This window comes from Ruminococcus flavefaciens (assembly GCF_900143025.1).
Lineage (GTDB): Bacteria > Bacillota > Clostridia > Oscillospirales > Ruminococcaceae > Ruminococcus > Ruminococcus flavefaciens_I.
The window spans coordinates 30342-46654 of record NZ_FRCT01000006.1; the positions used below are offsets into that span (position 1 = coordinate 30342).

Annotated in this window: 12 protein-coding genes; 3 read left to right on the plus strand and 9 right to left on the minus strand. The window is 47.0% G+C overall.

The window, feature by feature from the left end; all coding sequences use genetic code 11:
• Nucleotides 1–70 precede the first annotated feature (70 nt).
• Together BUB28_RS07795 and BUB28_RS07800 are read left to right on the plus strand one after the other, a co-directional pair.
• The gene (locus BUB28_RS07795) at nucleotides 71–982 is read left to right on the plus strand and encodes an ATP-binding cassette domain-containing protein (protein ID WP_072950397.1); all 912 of its coding nucleotides are present in this window, start codon (nucleotides 71–73) and stop codon (nucleotides 980–982) included.
• Nucleotides 975–1712, plus strand: coding sequence for an ABC-2 family transporter permease (locus BUB28_RS07800; RefSeq protein ID WP_072950398.1), 738 nt, complete (start codon nucleotides 975–977; stop codon nucleotides 1710–1712). The genes BUB28_RS07795 and BUB28_RS07800 overlap by 8 nt, the downstream gene beginning before the upstream one ends.
• A 38-nt stretch (nucleotides 1713–1750) precedes the next feature.
• On the opposite strand, the gene asnB is transcribed toward BUB28_RS07800, so the two are convergent.
• From asnB to BUB28_RS07815, 3 genes are all read right to left on the minus strand, one after another.
• Nucleotides 1751–3568 (minus strand): asparagine synthase (glutamine-hydrolyzing), encoded by a 1818-nt coding sequence (asnB, locus tag BUB28_RS07805; RefSeq protein WP_072950400.1) that lies wholly within the window; start codon nucleotides 3566–3568, stop codon nucleotides 1751–1753.
• Nucleotides 3569–3803: 235 nt separating this feature from the next.
• The gene (gene pflA, locus BUB28_RS07810; RefSeq protein ID WP_072950401.1) at nucleotides 3804–4547 is read right to left on the minus strand and encodes a pyruvate formate-lyase-activating protein; all 744 of its coding nucleotides are present in this window, start codon (nucleotides 4545–4547) and stop codon (nucleotides 3804–3806) included.
• The gene (locus tag BUB28_RS07815) at nucleotides 4544–5869 is read right to left on the minus strand and encodes a CCA tRNA nucleotidyltransferase (RefSeq protein ID WP_072950406.1); all 1326 of its coding nucleotides are present in this window, start codon (nucleotides 5867–5869) and stop codon (nucleotides 4544–4546) included. Before BUB28_RS07815 ends, pflA begins: the two co-directional genes overlap by 4 nt.
• A 393-nt stretch (nucleotides 5870–6262) precedes the next feature.
• On the opposite strand from BUB28_RS07815, the gene BUB28_RS07820 reads away from it, so the two are divergent.
• The gene (locus BUB28_RS07820; protein WP_072950416.1) at nucleotides 6263–7738 is read left to right on the plus strand and encodes a carbohydrate-binding domain-containing protein; all 1476 of its coding nucleotides are present in this window, start codon (nucleotides 6263–6265) and stop codon (nucleotides 7736–7738) included.
• A 280-nt stretch (nucleotides 7739–8018) separates the two neighbouring features.
• Here BUB28_RS07820 and BUB28_RS07825 read toward each other — a convergent pair whose 3' ends face one another.
• The 6 genes from BUB28_RS07825 to BUB28_RS07850 form a co-directional block, all read right to left on the minus strand.
• Nucleotides 8019–10022: a protein kinase domain-containing protein gene (locus BUB28_RS07825; protein ID WP_072950418.1), complete on the minus strand. Its 2004-nt coding sequence runs from the start codon at nucleotides 10020–10022 to the stop codon at nucleotides 8019–8021.
• A gap of 212 nt (nucleotides 10023–10234) precedes the next feature.
• The gene (locus tag BUB28_RS07830; protein WP_072950419.1) at nucleotides 10235–12724 is read right to left on the minus strand and encodes a coiled-coil domain-containing protein; all 2490 of its coding nucleotides are present in this window, start codon (nucleotides 12722–12724) and stop codon (nucleotides 10235–10237) included.
• Nucleotides 12725–12771: 47 nt separating this feature from the next.
• Nucleotides 12772–14019, minus strand: a complete 1248-nt coding sequence (locus BUB28_RS07835) for a glutamate-5-semialdehyde dehydrogenase (protein ID WP_072950421.1) — start codon at nucleotides 14017–14019, stop codon at nucleotides 12772–12774.
• A gap of 30 nt (nucleotides 14020–14049) precedes the next feature.
• Entirely contained in the window at nucleotides 14050–14538 is a 489-nt protein-coding gene (locus BUB28_RS07840) for a deoxycytidylate deaminase (RefSeq protein ID WP_072950422.1), read from the minus strand.
• An 18-nt stretch (nucleotides 14539–14556) separates the two neighbouring features.
• Nucleotides 14557–15348, minus strand: coding sequence for a glutamate 5-kinase (gene proB / locus BUB28_RS07845; protein ID WP_072950424.1), 792 nt, complete (start codon nucleotides 15346–15348; stop codon nucleotides 14557–14559).
• Between the two features lie 14 nt (nucleotides 15349–15362).
• A complete protein-coding gene (locus BUB28_RS07850; protein ID WP_072950425.1) occupies nucleotides 15363–16313 on the minus strand; it encodes a D-2-hydroxyacid dehydrogenase in 951 nt (316 codons plus the stop codon).

Below are 16313 nucleotides of genomic sequence, written 5' to 3' on the forward strand. Positions count from 1 at the left end.
TGCTTTAAGCATGGCCGCCTTTTTACGTAAAAAAACATTGTTATAAAATAGTCAAAGGCAGGTCGATATTATGGAATACATTCTACAGACCCAGCAGCTATGCAAAAAATACGGTAAATTCAATGCACTTACCAATCTTACTATAAATGTTCCAAAGGGTGCTATATATGGTATGGTCGGAAGAAACGGCGCAGGTAAAACTACACTAATACGTATTATAACGGGTCTTAACAATCCTACATCGGGTGAATATACACTTTTCGGTGTAAAGAACAGCGATAAAAAGCTCCTTGAAGCAAAGAGGAAGATGGGTGCTGTTGTTGAAACTCCTTCACTTCACCCTGAAATGAGTGCAAGGGATAATCTTATCCAGCAGACAAAGGCTATGGGTATATCAAACGACAATGTGGATAACCTTTTAAAGCTTGTAGGTCTTGCAAATACAGGCAAGAAAAAGGCTAAGGACTTCTCTCTCGGTATGCGTCAGAGACTCGGCATCGCTTTCTCACTTGTCGGCGACCCTGAGTTCCTTGTCCTTGACGAGCCTATAAATGGTCTCGACCCACAGGGTATCATCGAGGTACGTGAGACTATTATCCGCCTTAATCAGGAAAAGGGCATTACTATCCTTATTTCAAGCCATATCCTCGATGAGCTTGCTCGTCTTGCTACACATTACGGCTTTGTAGAGCGTGGTCAAGTCATCAAGGAAATGAGCGCTGAGGAGCTTGAAAGAGCTTCGCGCAGATATGTGCATATCAACGTTAATGATACAGCCGCTCTTGCTGATGTACTCAAAGGTATGGGTGCTGAATTCAACATTATATCAGCAAATGAAGCCGATATTTATACACCTGTGCAGGTAACTCCTCTTGTACTTGCTCTCAATGAGAAGAATTGCTTTGTTAATACGATCACCGAGAATCACGAAAGTCTCGAAAGCTACTTCATGGGTCTTGTAGGAGGTGCTCAGAATGTGTAATTTACTCGCAGAAGGTTTCAGACGACTCTTTAAAAGTAAGCGTTTCTATATCGTTCTTATTTGTGTAGTGGGTATCCCTGCAGCTATAACAATATTCGCCAGCATCATAAAAAATGATGCAAAGGGTGTTGCTGATCTGATGTTGTTTTTTATGACAGGCAGTATGACAATGTTCATAAGCATTACATCAGGTCTGTTCATAATACACGATTTTAAGAACAACACCATACGAAATAAAATAATCATCGGCCATTCAAGAACTAATATTTATTTTGCAAATCTGATAGTTTCCCTGTTTGTAGCCTTAGTATATCAGGTGGCATACTGGCTCACACTTGTTGGATTTGGAAAATTGCTTGATGAATTTGAATTTTTCCCATGTACAGAAATATTTAAGAATATGCTTCTTACAATTTTTATTGTATTTGCATTTACAAGTGCTTTTGTATTTTTATGTACAACAATGAGAAACAACGGCGGTTTTGCGATCTGTCTTATGCTTGATACAATAGTAACTACTGTCGTAAGCTTGGTATTAATGTTCTTAAAAAGCGAAACTGCGGAGGATATTGCAGTTGTCGCTATCCCGAGCGTACAGAGGAACTTGTTCAGAGCTGATCCGATAATAGTTCCTGATGATATGGGCTTGATGATACTTGTTGATATCGGTATATGCGTTGTTACAACAATTGCAGGTATCGCAGTATTCAAAAAAGCAGATCTTAAATAATAATTCGGAAGCTCCCGCGCAGGGAGCTTCTTTTTTGTTTATTTAAGCCTTATATCAAACCTTTCAAGCCAGTAATTGAGCTGAATGAAAAAGGCGATAGTCTGTGGCAGGTTCATAAGCTGACCGTACCACTGTATATGCTCCTCATGCCGCAGAAGCTTTTCAAGCTCCTCACGCTTCACAAGCTGAGTGAGCCGCTCACCACCGTTGTCAAGGATATTCCGTAGCTTTGCGGTAACTCCATCAAGGAACGCAGGATTATGAGTCTTGGGGTAGGGACTTTTCTTCCGCCACAGCACCTTATCAGGCAGCCATTCCTTCATGGCTTCGCGGAGAAGCCCTTTCTCTCTGCCCATGTAGTCCTTGTACTCCCACGGAACATTGTAAAGATACTCTGCTATGCGGTAGTCGCAGAAGGGCACGCGCACTTCCAGACCACTGTACATGGACATTCTGTCCTTGCGGTCAAGGAGAGTCTGCATGAACCAGTGAAAATTCAGCTGAGTCATCTCACGCATACGGTATTCAAGGGGACTGTCCTCGGGGAGCTTTTCTGCATAGTCGGCAGTTTTGCGGTACGCGCTGTAGACGTAGTCCTCGGCATTGAGCTTTTCAGCGTAGTCATCACAGATAAAGCGTTTGCGGTAGGCGGTGCTCTGAGCCCACGGGAAGCCGTCGGTCATTCGGATATCCTTATCCCTGTACCACGGATAGCCGCCGAATATCTCGTCTGCGCACTCTCCCGACAGAGCAACAGTCCCGAACTTCTTTATCTCACGGCAGAAAAGCAGCAGAGATGCGTCCACATCAGCCATACCGGGGAGTCCCCGTGCTTCAGTGGCTTCATCGAGAGCATCTATAAGCTCTGGAGTGTCAACAACTGTCCAATGATGGTCGGTTTGCAGGTAATCAGCCATGCAGGAGATGTATTCGGGGTCACTGTCGGGTTGAAAATGGCTGCTTTGGAAGTATTTATCGTTGTCGCGGTAGTCAACGGAAAAGGTGGAGAGCGTCCTGCCCTGCTTTTTCAGCTCTGCGGCTGCAACTGAGGATATAAGGCTTGAGTCAAGTCCACCCGAAAGGAAGGTACAAACGGGCACATCTGAGACAAGCTGCCTGCGTATGGAGTCAAGGACAAGCTCACGGACGTGCTCGGCGGTCTGTTCAAAGCTCTCATGCAGTTCGCAGACTTTGAGCCGCCAGTATTCCCACAACCTAAGTCCCTCTGCGCTGTAATACCCGCACCAGCCTGCGTTCACTTCCTTGACTCCGCGTATCACGCCGCAGCCCATAGTTCGTCCCGGAGCTATGAGGAGAAGCTCCGCAGCACCCTGCTCGTTTATTTCATGGGGGATATCGGGGTGTTCAAGGAGAGCAGGGAGCTCCGAGGCGAAAATGAGCTTGCTGCCCGTATCGTAGTAAAAAAGTGGCTTTACGCCTATCCTGTCACGGGCGAGGAACACCTTGTGCTCCTGCTCATCATATACCGCAAAGGCGAAGATGCCGTTGAATTTATCAACACAGGAGCTGCCCCATTTTATGTAGCTTTTCAGGACTACCTCCGTATCGGAATGGGTATCGAATGAAAAGTCCTCTGAAAGCTCCCTGCGAAGCTCGGCTGTGTTGTAGAGCTCGCCGTTGTAGATGATAGTGTATTTCCCGAAGCACATAGGCTGCCTGCCGCCGTCAATGTCAATGACCGCAAGCCGCGTGTGGATAAGAGCAGCTTCACGGGTAAGTGTCATGCCGCGCTGGTCGGGACCGCGGCGCAGAAGCGCACGCTGCATTTTCTCGTATATCTTCATCTCCTCGCGCATATCCTCAATAAAGCTTATAGCTCCTGCAATTCCGCACATAATATCCCTCCACCGCTTTACAGCATACGGCACGCTGATCTTAGCCGTTAGCCATTAGCCGTTAGTCAATCGTAGGGGCTGATGCCTACATCAGCCCGATAAAAATACAGGGCGATGTGGGCATCGCCCCCCTACAGGCTAAAGGCTAAAGGCTGTAGCATAATGTCTTATGATACAAGACATTGCTACATAATATGAAAAAGACCCCTGATGTGTGTCAGAGGTCTGAGAGATATTATTTTTGTTTGCGGAGTCCCGAACGTATGCCGTCCATGATGATATCACGGGCTTTTATGGCTTCTTCCTTAGTTAGCGGCGGAGTATCGCCCAGAGGATAATCAAGTCCAAGCTCGGCATATTTAGACTTCGCCATGTTGTGATACGGCAGAACATCGAGGGCTTTCAGGTTGCTGAGCGTGGAAAGATACTCACCCAATGCAAAAAGTTCCTCATACTTATCGGTTATCCCCGGGACAACAACGTGTCGGATCCAGACAGGTATGCCCATATCGCGGATATGCTCGGCAAAAGCAAGTATATTGCGGTTTCCCTTGCCTGTGAGCTCCTTATGGCAGTCGTTGTCGATATGTTTTATGTCAAGCATGACAAGGTCGGTATATTTAAGGGCTTCATCTATCTTTTCGTGGTGAGCAGGGTCGTAAACTCCTGCCGATGTATCGAGACAGGTGTGGACTCCCTTGCTTTTTGCAAGTTTGAAAAGCTCTGCAAGGAACTCGGGCTGTGCAAGAGGTTCGCCGCCTGTTGCGGTGATACCGCCTGATTTGAGAAACTCCTTATATGAGTCATACTCCTTCATAAGCTCCTCGGCAGTGGTCTCCTTACCGCCTGAAAAGTCCCACGTATCGGGGTTGTGGCAGTATTTGCATCTGAGGGGACAGCCCTGAAAAAACACAACAAAGCGTACTCCGGGACCGTCGACTGTTCCGAAGCTCTCTGTGGAATGTATCCTTCCTGTCATTGTCTGCACCTCTGTTCTGCGTATTTTAGTATCTCGGTTCTGTTATTGTCAAGCGTACCTTCAATGACCAGCCCGAGTATTTCGTGGAGAAGTCCGCCTATTTCTGCGCCCTTGAAGCCAAGTGCGGCAAGGTCTGTGCCTTTTACGGCGAGTCCGCGGATATTTCTGCACTCGTTATTGCTGATTATTTCGTGTCCCATAGCAATGAGCTTGTCAAAAAAGACGTTCTCAGCAAGGACAAATTCATTTTTAGCCGAATTATCGCACTTTTTCATCACCATAAGGCTGAAAAAAAGCTCGTCACCTATATTGGACATCATTTTCTTTACGTCTGCGCGGTCCCGTATCTTTTTGCTGTGATTGGCAATAAGAGTCGAAACATCGGCAATTGACCTGTTATCGTATTTAAGCTGTCTCATAAGCTCCCGAGTCATTTCGGCACCAACGTTGTCGTGCTTTTTGAAGTGTCCTCGTCCGTTCTCGTCAAGGGTCATGCAGGCAGGCTTGCCTATATCGTGGAAGAAAAGGGCTCTGCGGAGGAGGATATCCTCACAGGGAGCGGAATCCAGTGAGCGGACGATATGCTCCCACACCGTATACTTATGGTAAGGGGAACGCTGGTCAAGTCCGATACACGGTTGAAATTCGGGAATGACAGCGGTTATCACATCGCTGTATCCAAGCAGCACATCAATGCAGTTTTTACCGCAGATAAGCTTGTCAAGCTCCTCGCGTATGCGCTCGCGTGATATCTTTTTAAGATCGTCCTTCATGCGGTGGACTGCTGCTGCGGTATTCTCATCTATCTCAAACCCGAGCTGTGAAGAAAAGCGCACGGCACGCATTATTCTGAGAGCGTCCTCAGTGAAACGCTTTTCGGGTTCGCCTACGCATCTTATGATACCTGCTTCAATGTCATTTTTGCCGCCGAAGGGGTCAATTATGCTGCCGTTTTTGTCCATAGCAATAGCGTTTACGGTGAAGTCGCGGCGTGCAAGGTCTGCGGTGATATCAGATGTGAACTCCACCTTATCGGGACGGCGGTGGTCTGTGTATTCGCCGTCAATGCGGTAGGTGGTTATCTCAAAGGGGACACCGCCGCACAGTACGGTAACAGTCCCGTGTTTTATTCCTGTGGGTATCACCCTGTAGTCGCGGAAGACCTCCAACATCTGCTGGGGGAGAGCATTTGTGGTTATATCAATATCATGGCACTCTCTGCCCATAATGCCGTCACGGACACAGCCGCCGACCATATAAGCTTCAAAGCCGCAGCTTTCAAGCTCGGAAAGTATCTGTTCAGTATTTGCGTCTATATTCACAGTGGCTGCCTCCCCTCATAATTATCTGAGCTGTTGACCTTTAGTGATCAGCTTTTCAGGGCTGACAGCTAACGGTCGGTTGCGTTATATTTATTATACTGCAAAAACTGATTTTTTGCAAGTCACTGTGGGAACTGCTTCTGATTAAGCAATATATCTAAAGCGATAATAATATTTTTGTATCGTTTGCTTAATTGATTAAAAGCATTAAAAAGTGTATAATTAATATTACAGGAAATATTGGGGGACATATTATTTTACACCCATTAAAAGGTAAACTTAATTGTACTTTAAGTCAATTTTAAGATTATTTCAAGGTGAGACCGTTATAATCTGACTATAGTCAATGCATGGTTGGCTTTTGTGGGTGATATTAAAAGGAGATTGATGTTTATGAACAGAAGCAGCTTAAAGAAGCTCCTTGCAGGACTTTCCGCTGTATGTATGACTGCTGTAGCATTACCCTCTCTCAGCTATGCAGCTGATACGGCAGTCTCAACAATGGTGGGCGACGCAAACAGCGACGGACAGGTAGACCTTTCCGACGCAGTAATGATCATGCAGGCACTTGCTAATCCAAACAAGTATGGTGTGGGCGGTACAGATGCTCACGCTATAACCGAGCAGGGCTGGAAAAATGCAGACTGTAACGGTGCAGCTGACGGCGTATCCACCAATGACGCACTGGCTGTCCAGATGTTCCTTTTAGGCAAGGGAGAGCTCAGCGACGGCAAATCCACTCCTGTTGCAGATGCTACAAAGATACACCTTAAGAATACTTCTATCGAGGTAGAGGGTGAAAATGCAACAGTAGACGGTACAACAGTCACTATCACTCATTCAGGTGAATTCTACGTTGACGGTACTCTTGATGACGGACAGATCAACGTAAAAATTGCCGATGAAAAGGCAGATGCCGAGACAGTAAAGATATTCCTCAACAATGCGAATATCGCAGGCAAGACAGCTCCTGCTATTTTCGTTACTAATGCGGAGAACACCTCTATAAACATTGTTGACGGTACAACTAATACTATCACAGACGGCGATACTGCTTATGCAGGTGATAATGCCAAGCTTGCTGTTATCGAAGCCAAGGACGATATTACTATCAAGGGCGGCGAAAAGGGCGACGGTGTTCTTGAGATCACAGCAAATACTCAGGACGCTGTTTCATGCAACAATGACATAAAGTTCAACGGCGGTGAAGTCAAGATCTCAGCGCTGAACTCAAAAGATAAAGCAGATGCCGTAAAGGGCAAGAAGTCCGTTACTATCAAGGACGGAAAGCTGAAGATCGAAGCTGAGGGCGACGGTATCAAGTCTACTAAGGGTGCTGTCACCATTTCAGGCGGAAACACCAAGATAAAGGCAGGAAACGACGCTATACAGTCTGAAACTACTATAGATATCAGCGGCGGCAAGCTCATTGCAGGCGGTGACAGAGGTCTTACAGCTGTAAGCGGCATCAATATCACAGGCGGTACAGTAATTGCTACCGCAACCGATAATCAGGCAGATGACAAGCTTATGTCAGGAACTACACAGACTACTGTGCTTCTCAATTGTATCTATAATGCCGAGAACGAAAAGGACGGTACATGGAGCAAGGATAACGCAATAGTTACTGATGGTCTTGATATAAAGTATCAGAAGAAGTACAGATATGTTCTTATCAGCGATAAGACTATCAACGGTGCGAAGTCATGCGGCTTCAAGAACCTTGCAACAGGTGCAAAGGTAACTCATACAGACGGCAAGCAGACACAGTTCCAGCTCAGTCTTGTAACTGTATTCGACAAGGTTGATCCTGCCGGAATTGCTCCTGATGGAGAAATTGAAAAGCCTGCTGCTGAGGAATCTAAATAAAGATCATGTGTAAATACCGACTGCTCCGCTGACGGTAATCGGCGGAGCAGCACGTTAAGCTGAATTGCAGCTATATTGCAAATAAAGGTGGAGTTACAGAGCTCCCGCTATTTTCCGCAGGTCGATCCGACTTCAGCTTGCAAAGAGCAAGTCGTTTTCGATAAATGATATTCTTTACAATTTATCATAAAAGCCACAGCGATAGCTGTGGCTTTTATGATTTCAGAGGTTTATACCGTACAATAAAGCCGCAGTAGGTATTTACTGCGGCTTAAAAGCATTATTGTGGATTTTCTCCGCCCTCGTTGCCCTGCTCAACAGGCTGTTGTTCAACAGGCTCTGGAGGATTTGTAACAGGCTCGGGTGGATTTGTTACAGGCTCACGCGGATTAGTAGGCGGCTGAGTTACAACAGGAGCCTGTGTTGTTACAACAGGAGCCTGAGTAGTTACGACTGCCGTAGTCTGAGGAGGAGCAGCAGTAGTGTACTGCGGTGCTGCTGAAGTCTCAGAAACGAAGTATACTGTAAGCTTCTTGCCTTCCTTGTTGCTGAAGAAATCGTTAGGCTTAACGGGCTTGCCGTCCACCTGTATCTCAACAACGGTATTTGCCTTGCCGTAGGAATTCTTTGACTCAACGAACTGATAATTGAAATCGGAAATACCGGCCTTGTCAAGTGCATTCTTGTACTGATCCACGGTCAAGCCGTTATAATCAGGGATATAAGCTGAGGACTTGCCCTTGCTTACTTTAACCTTGACTACCTGTCCCTGTGAAAGCATTTCACCTGCCTTGATACTCTGCTCAAAGATCATATCGTTTTCGTAATCATCATTGTACGAATAATCCGCATCGAGAACGAAGTGCTCCTTCCAGAGCTCCTTGGAGTGTTCATAGAATTTTCCAACCAGATCAGGCATTTCTGTATCCGCAGCCTTAGTAGTATCGGGTTCATCTATGACATTCTCGGTAACAGAAGGACGCTTTGGCTTTACAGTCTCGCTTTCCTCCTGCTCAGGATTTGAGAACATATGGATTATTATGACTGCAAGAGTCATAAGAATTGCCAGAAGAAGCAGACCTATGATTATAGGTACCTTTATACGGTCAACGGTATTGACCTTTTCATAGCTGTAGTTGTCATTGCGGCGCTGACTGCGCTGGTGTATCACATTCTGAGGTTCAGGCTGCTGATACTGAGGCTGTTCATATGCAGGCTGCTCGTAAACGGGCTGCTGATACTGCGGCTGCTGCTCATAAGAGGACTGAACAGGATCGGGAAGCACAGTTGTACTTTCAAGCTCCTCCTCTTCCTCCTCGGTGGGCTGCTCGAACAGCTTTGTAACAAGCTCTGTGATAGTCTGTATACGGTCTCTGCCGTTTAAATTCATACCCTCCATGATAACTCTTGATACATGGCGCGGTATGCGTGAATCAAGCTCATGGGGCTCATGCAGGTCATCGTGTTTCAGACGGCTGAGCGAGTCAACGGGCATACAGCCTGTAAGTGCTCTGTAGAGGAGAGCACAGACTCCGTAAACGTCAGTCCATGAACCCTGACGGCTGCTGCTGTTTGCAGAATACTGCTCAGGGGCAGCATAGCCCTTGAAAAGCTCGTATTCAAGACCTGCATTTGCAGTTCTTACAGCTGATACACAGAAGCCTGAGAGCTTCAGCTCGCCCTTGTCTGTGATATACACAGTATCGGGGCTTATAGCGCGGTGAGTTATACCTGCATTGTGGAGTATGCCGATAGTAGTAAAGAGTGGCGGGAATATCTTTGATACCTGTTCCCAGCTCAGCTCACCTGCATTTTCCTTGAGGTAGTCCAGCATTTTCACGCCTTCGATGTACTCAAAGATAGTGTAGGTCGTATTATTCTCGGCAAACATATCAAGGATAGGCGGGATATTGGTATTGTTCCTGAGTCTTGCAAGAGACTTGTTAAGCTCGGTATATTCCGCCATAAAAGCCTTGTATTTAGCAAGGTTGTTATAGTTTACACTGATAGTTGGTTTGTTTTTTACACGGGTGCAGAGGTTTATAGGGACATATTCCCTGATATGCACTTTCTTTCCTGTTGAAATGTCAGTTCCTATATATGTAGCACCCTCGCCGTTGTATTCCAGAAGAATACCGCAGAGGTACTTGCCGTGGAGTATTGTACCGGGTGGGACATACATGGGTTCGTGCGTATCGCTTTCAACAAATCCGCAAGCGGGACAAACATGAAGCGATGCATCATACTGTTCCATGCATCTGTAGCAAAATTTACTGTCTCCCAAAGCAGCTCCTCCTCCTAAAGATAATAGATGCTATAAAGGCATCATATCTATTTTATCAGCAAAAAAGCAAAATGTCAACCGTTTAGAGCCTTATATTCCCAATTCTTTTGAATTTGTATTTTTTTTGTAATAATTTCGCGGAGTTTTTTTCTTAATTGTAATAATTGAGTCTAAACAAAGAGGTCCGAAATTGCTTCCGGACCTCATTATTCTTATATATTTCCGTTATTTACAGAAATTATCTTCATAGAGCTGAATTTGAATGTACCGTCGTCCTTTTCGGTAAGGCGGAATTCAACTTTTTTGGACACATTCTTTTCCATCCACTGTGGCAGCTCGTCAACATAGTCAACATTGAGAGTATAGGTATTGCCGTTCTTGACGATAGATTTTATCTCAGGTGAATATGTATGAGTAATTGGCTTGAGTCTGACGTTGTATACGCCGTCAGCGTAGTAGAAGCGCGACTCCAGCGGACCTACGGTAGCGTGCTCGAAAGCAGGGAGATTTTCGCCGAAAAGCTCGACTGCATACTTCTCAACGTCTACATCAGGGATAGAAACCGTATCAAGAGTAGGCTCATACTTTGATATTTTGCTGTCGTCCATGATTATAGACCATATAGTAGCCGTGATTATCTGCTCGGAGGTGAGCTGTGACGGGTCTGAGAATGGCTCTATATCCATGATAGCGGCAGGGTATATCATCTGTGTGAAGCTGTCCTTCTTAGCTTCACCCGAGGTAAAGCTGCGGAAGAATCCCACACACTTGATTATTGTAGCTATTATACCGATAACAGCAAAAATAGTGAATATTACGCCGAGAATGGTATAAAGGCGCTTTTTCTTGTAGGGATTGCCTGCTATTGCATCATCTGACTCGGTATTTTCCTTGCGCTGAGCGATAAGCTCGTCAGGATCCTCATCGAGTATGCGGCCGAGAGCAGAGGTTATCTTACCCTTTGGCTTTTTAGCGGCAAAATCCGATAGATCGTCAGCTTTTTCAGCTTCATCTACAGCCTTTTCTACGATCTCCTCATCAGTTTTTGCTTCGTCAGCTTCTACAGCTTCGTTCTCTGCAACAGGCTCGTCATCTGCGGCGAATACATCTTCCGCAGGCTCGTCCTCAGAGACTAAAGAAGGTGCAACTGCGCCCATCTGTGCCCTTCTCATTTCGATGACCTGCTGCTGCTTATCGGCAGAAAGCTCGTCGAAACGCTCCTTTAATTCTGGAGAAAGCCCTGCGATTATATCCTCGTCGGAGAGTATAAGCGGCTCGTTGGGAGCTTCAGCGGCTTCTTCCTTAGGCGTATCCATATCTGCAATGGCTTCTGCTGCGTCCTCGCGGATATTGTCCAGCATATCGCCTACAGGGTCGGAGTCTGACACGCTGTCTTCGGGGTGGTTTATAGCAGCAATAGCCGCATCTATAAGCTCTGTTGCGGAAGGAGAATTATCCTCTTCAAAGAGACCTTCCTCCGGAGCGGGCTCTGTATCTGTATCGGGCTTGGCTTCTTCCTTGCCCTTGTTTATAAGCTTCTTGAAAAATCCCAGCTTCTTTGGCTTTTCGGAGCTTTCCTCCTGTGTCTCGGGAACTGCTTCTGAAATAGCTTCTTCCGCAGCCTCGCCCAGAGATTCGATAGCTCTGTCGACCTCATTTTCAGACGAAGAATTTACGATGATCTCCTCGTCCATAGTAACAGCAGCAGGTGAAGATGACTCTATAGCCTCGGCAAGGCGCTTCATTTCCTCGATCTGGCGGAGCTTTTCGGCTTCAATGACCATTTTGCGCTGCTCGGCTTCTTCCTCAGCGATACGCTGTCTTTCAGCCTCCTCAGCAAGTTTCTGGCGTTCAGCTTCTTCCTCAGCGATACGCTGTCTTTCAGCCTCCTCAGCAAGTCTCTGACGCTCAGCTTCTTCCTCAGCGATACGCTGTCTTTCAGCCTCCTCAGCAAGTCTCTGGCGTTCAGCTTCTTCTTCCTCAAGGCGGCGTCTTTCGGCAGCTTCCTCTGCAAGACGTCTTTTCTCAGCCGCAGCTTCTGCGATCCTGCGCGAGCGTTCAGCCTCCTCGGCAATACGCTGTCTTTCGGCTTCTTCTGCAAGTCTTTGGCGTTCAGCCTCTTCTCTTGCAAGTCTGCGCTGCTCGGCTTCTTCCATTAAACGCTGTCTTTCGGCAGCAGCCTCGGCAGCTCTTCTTGCTCTTTCAGCAGCAGCTTCGTTTGCAAGCTGTGCCTGTCTTTCTTTTTCAGCTTCTTCGCGGCGGAGCGCTTCATAATCTGGAAGCTCTCCTGTGATGACTATTTTCTTTTTCTTCGCAGGCTTAGGGATCTCCTGATCCATAGGGATAGTATCGAATACTCTTGTCATTTCAGCCGAAGCCTCGGTGTGCATGACCTCTGATATGATATTCGGTACTTCTTCCTCTTCATCCTGCGGCTCAGGCTCAGAAGCTTTTTCTGTCGGCGGTGCGAACTCCCATACAGAAGGCGGTGTATCCTCGTGGTACTCCTCAACGGGAGCTTCTTCATAGGAATGTTTTCTTTCGTCCTCCAGTGCGTGGAGCAGATCGTCGACCGACATATCGTCGAATTTGCTCTTTCTTACGGAACGGGGGGTATTGTGGCTGCGGGCAGGAGTACTTCCTCCGCCGCCGCCGTCCATAAGACTGTTGAGCATATCGTCAAGATCTTTTCTAATAGCCATTTCGACCTCCAAAAATCAAATAAAAACTGGATATATAACTAAGACAGTTATCTTATCTGACCGTTTCCGTTTATCAGATATTTTACTGTTGTAAGTTCGGTAAGTCCCATAGGACCTCTTGCGTGGAGCTTCTGTGTGGAAATGCCTATTTCTGCGCCGAAGCCGAATTCTCCGCCGTCTGTGAAGCGTGTGGAAGCGTTTACGTAAACAGCAGCAGCGTCTACCTGCTTCTGGAATTTCTGTGCGCTTTCAAGTGAACTTGTAACGATGCACTCGGAATGACGTGTGCTATACTTTCTTATATGAGCGATAGCCTCATCTATGGTATCAACTACCTTTACAGCGATGATGAAATCGTTGAATTCTGTAGCATATTCGGTCTCTGTAGCCTTTTCGACGCTGTTGCCGAGGATAGCTATAGTTCTGTCACAGCCGTATATCTTTACGTTGTGTGCCTTGAAGCGTTCAGCGATGAGGGGCAGGAACTTGTCTGCGATATCCTTGTGAACGAGAAGGCTCTCGATAGCGTTGCAAACGGAAGGACGCTGAGTCTTGGCGTTGTCGGTTATTTCCACAGCCATATCAAGGTCAGCAGAAGCGTCAACGTAAACGTGGCAGTTTCCTGCGCCTGTTTCGATAACAGGAACGGTAGCGTTCTTTACTACAGCCTGAATGAGATTTGCGCCGCCGCGTGGGATAATAACGTCAACGTAGCCGTTAAGGCGCATAAGCTCGGTAGTTGTTTCGCGGTCGGTATTCTCTACCACCTGTATCATATCAGCAGGGAGTCCTGCCTCCTCGATAGCCTTTCTCATAATATTGCCCAGGCACACATTGGAGTTTATAGCCTCCTTGCCGCCCTTGAGGATAACGACGTTACCTGTTTTGAGACAAAGTGCGGCAGCGTCAACGGTCACATTCGGTCTTGACTCGAAGATGATGCCGATAACGCCAAGCGGTACACGGGTCTTGATTATCTGCAAGCCGTTTGGACGATTTCCGCCGCCGATGACCTCGCCGATAGGGTCTGCAAGATTGATTATCTCGTCAACGCCCTTTGCTATGCCCTTGATACGCTTTTCGTCCAGCATGAGTCTGTCCTGCTTTGCTTCGGTCATGCCGTTAGCCTTTGCATTGGCGATATCCTTTGCATTTTCAGCGATTATAAGGTCTTTGTTTGCCAAAAGAGCCTTTGATATAGCTGCGAGAGCCTTGTTCTTCAGCGATGTGGAAACACCTGCCGCAGCAGCCTCGGCAGCCTTTGCTCTTTTGCCCAGTTCCTCTGTATAACTCATAATTACACCTCTTGTATTTATGTTTTTGTACTATTCAGCCTTGTACCATTCCAGCTCGGTTGCCGGAATTACGGTAAAGTCGTTTGCATTGTCGCTCTGACGGAGGTAAACATTTCTGATGCCTGCCTGTATGATATGCCTTGCACACAAGGGACAGGGCTTTGCTTTGTGTACCGAGCCGTCCTCGGGATTTACGCCTGTAAGGTAAAGGTCTGCACCCACTGTCTGCTCACGGGAGCAGTTGAGCAGGGCATTTGCCTCTGCGTGTACAGCCTTGCACATGGCGTAGCCGTCACCCTGATGCATATTGCGGACTATCCTCGGGCATTCTCCTGTGTCGCAGCAGTTCTCCATACCTCTCGGCGAACCGTTGTAGCCTGTAGATATGACCACATCGTTTTTCACGATGACTGCGCCGTATTTGCGTTTGAGGCAGGTGCTTCGGTATGCGAATACCTCGGCACAGTTGAGATAGGTATCTGTTTTTGATACTCTGTCCTTGCCTTTAGATATGACCATAATTACACCTCTGACAGCTTACTGAGCCTTGAAAAGCGTACCTATCTCCTTGTCCTCGAAGAGGTCATAGAGCTTTTCGGGGTCTTTTCCGTTCATTATTATCATGTCAATGCCTGCTCTTGTGGCGATTTTAGCGGCATTTATCTTGGTTGACATACCGCCTGTGCCCAGACTTGTTCCTGCACCGCCTGCAACTGCCTCTATTTCGGGAGTTATCTTTTCCACCACTGGAATAGGCTTAGCGTCGGGATTTGAACGGGGGTCATCGTCATAGAGAGCGTCTATATCCGAAAGTATCAGCAGCAGATCGGCTCCCGAAAGCTCTGCAACAAGAGCGGAAAGAGAGTCGTTCTCGCCTATTTCAAGCTCCAGCTCGTCAATAGCGATAGTATCGTTTTCGTTTACTATAGGGATAACGTCCATACCTACCAGCTTCTCCACGGTATTCATGAAGTTCTCGCAGTGATTGGGGTTATTGATGATAGTCTTTGTGAGAAGTATCTGTGCCACAGTTACGCTGTACTTAGCGAACATATCGTCGTATACGTGCATGAGCTCGCACTGTCCGATAGCGGCTACAGCCTGTTTGGTCTTGGTATCCTTGGGCTTTTCGGGAAGTCCCAGCTTTCCTGCGCCGAGACCAACAGCACCCGAGGAGACCATGATTATCTCACGACCCGAGTTGTGAAGATCGGAAATAACGCGCACAAGGTTTGTCATTCTGCGGATATTCAGCTTGCCTGTCTTGTGGGCGAGAGTAGAAGTACCCAGCTTTATGACGATACGCTTTTTTTCTGATATATTTCTCATAGGATCAGCTTCCTTTAGTTGACTTTATTCTGCGGACAGCCGTTCTGCCACGCTTTTATATTGCTGCATACTATGTCTACAAGGCGTTCTCTTGTTTCAAGAGGAGCCCATGCGGTATGTGGAGTTATCACGCAGTTTTTCGCACCTTTGAGAGGTGTATCGGGTGACATTGGCTCCTTTACCAGTACATCGAGGTAAGCAGCAGCTATCTTACCGCTGTTAAGTGCGTCGGCAAGGTCTTTTTCGTTTACAACGCCGCCGCGTGAAGTGTTTATCAGCATAGCTGTGGGCTTCATATGTGATATTAGCTTGCTGTTGATGATGCCTGCTGTCTTGTCGGTAAGAGGACAGTGGAAGGTGAGTACATCAGCCTTTTCTGCGGCTGTGTAAAGGTCTGTGACCTCATACGGACAGTCCTTTGGCTGAGTTCTTGTGCTTACGACTATATTCATTCCGAAGGCAGAGCCTATCTGAGCTACCTTGCGTCCGATAGAGCCGAAGCCCACAATGGAAAGAGTTTTTCCAGCAAGCTCCGCAGTAGGAACGGGAAAGTACGAAAAAGCGGGAGAGCGCTCCCATTCTCCGTTCTTTACAGCGATATCGTAATCTCTGATACGGCTGTAGCGGTCGAGAATATATGCGAAGGTTTGCTGTGCAACAGCGTCAGTGGAATACTGACCTGCATTGCAGACAGTGATGCCTTTTTCTGCGGCGTAAGCTATATCCACATTGTTGAAGCCTGTGGCGAAAAGTCCCACATACTTGATATTCGGACAAGCGTCCATGACCTCTTTGGTTATGAGCACCTTATTGCAGAGCACGATATCTGCGTCTCCGATATTTGCGGCAGTCTCCTCGGGGGGAGTAAGTGGGATTATCCTTACGTCGCCCAGCTCCTCCAGCTGAGAGGTGGGGATATCGCCGCTGATATTTACTGTATACCAGTCAAGGACTGCAATTTTCAC

Coding starts and splice junctions, on each gene's coding strand:
- BUB28_RS07795 (WP_072950397.1), top strand. CDS start 71: ATGGAATACATTCTACAGACCCAGCAGCTATGCAAAAAATACGGTAAA.
- BUB28_RS07800 (WP_072950398.1), top strand. CDS start 975: ATGTGTAATTTACTCGCAGAAGGTTTCAGACGACTCTTTAAAAGTAAG.
- asnB (WP_072950400.1), bottom strand. CDS start 3,568: ATGTGCGGAATTGCAGGAGCTATAAGCTTTATTGAGGATATGCGCGAG.
- pflA (WP_072950401.1), bottom strand. CDS start 4,547: ATGACAGGAAGGATACATTCCACAGAGAGCTTCGGAACAGTCGACGGT.
- BUB28_RS07820 (WP_072950416.1), top strand. CDS start 6,263: ATGAACAGAAGCAGCTTAAAGAAGCTCCTTGCAGGACTTTCCGCTGTA.
- BUB28_RS07830 (WP_072950419.1), bottom strand. CDS start 12,724: ATGGCTATTAGAAAAGATCTTGACGATATGCTCAACAGTCTTATGGAC.
- BUB28_RS07835 (WP_072950421.1), bottom strand. CDS start 14,019: ATGAGTTATACAGAGGAACTGGGCAAAAGAGCAAAGGCTGCCGAGGCT.
- BUB28_RS07840 (WP_072950422.1), bottom strand. CDS start 14,538: ATGGTCATATCTAAAGGCAAGGACAGAGTATCAAAAACAGATACCTAT.
- proB (WP_072950424.1), bottom strand. CDS start 15,348: ATGAGAAATATATCAGAAAAAAAGCGTATCGTCATAAAGCTGGGTACT.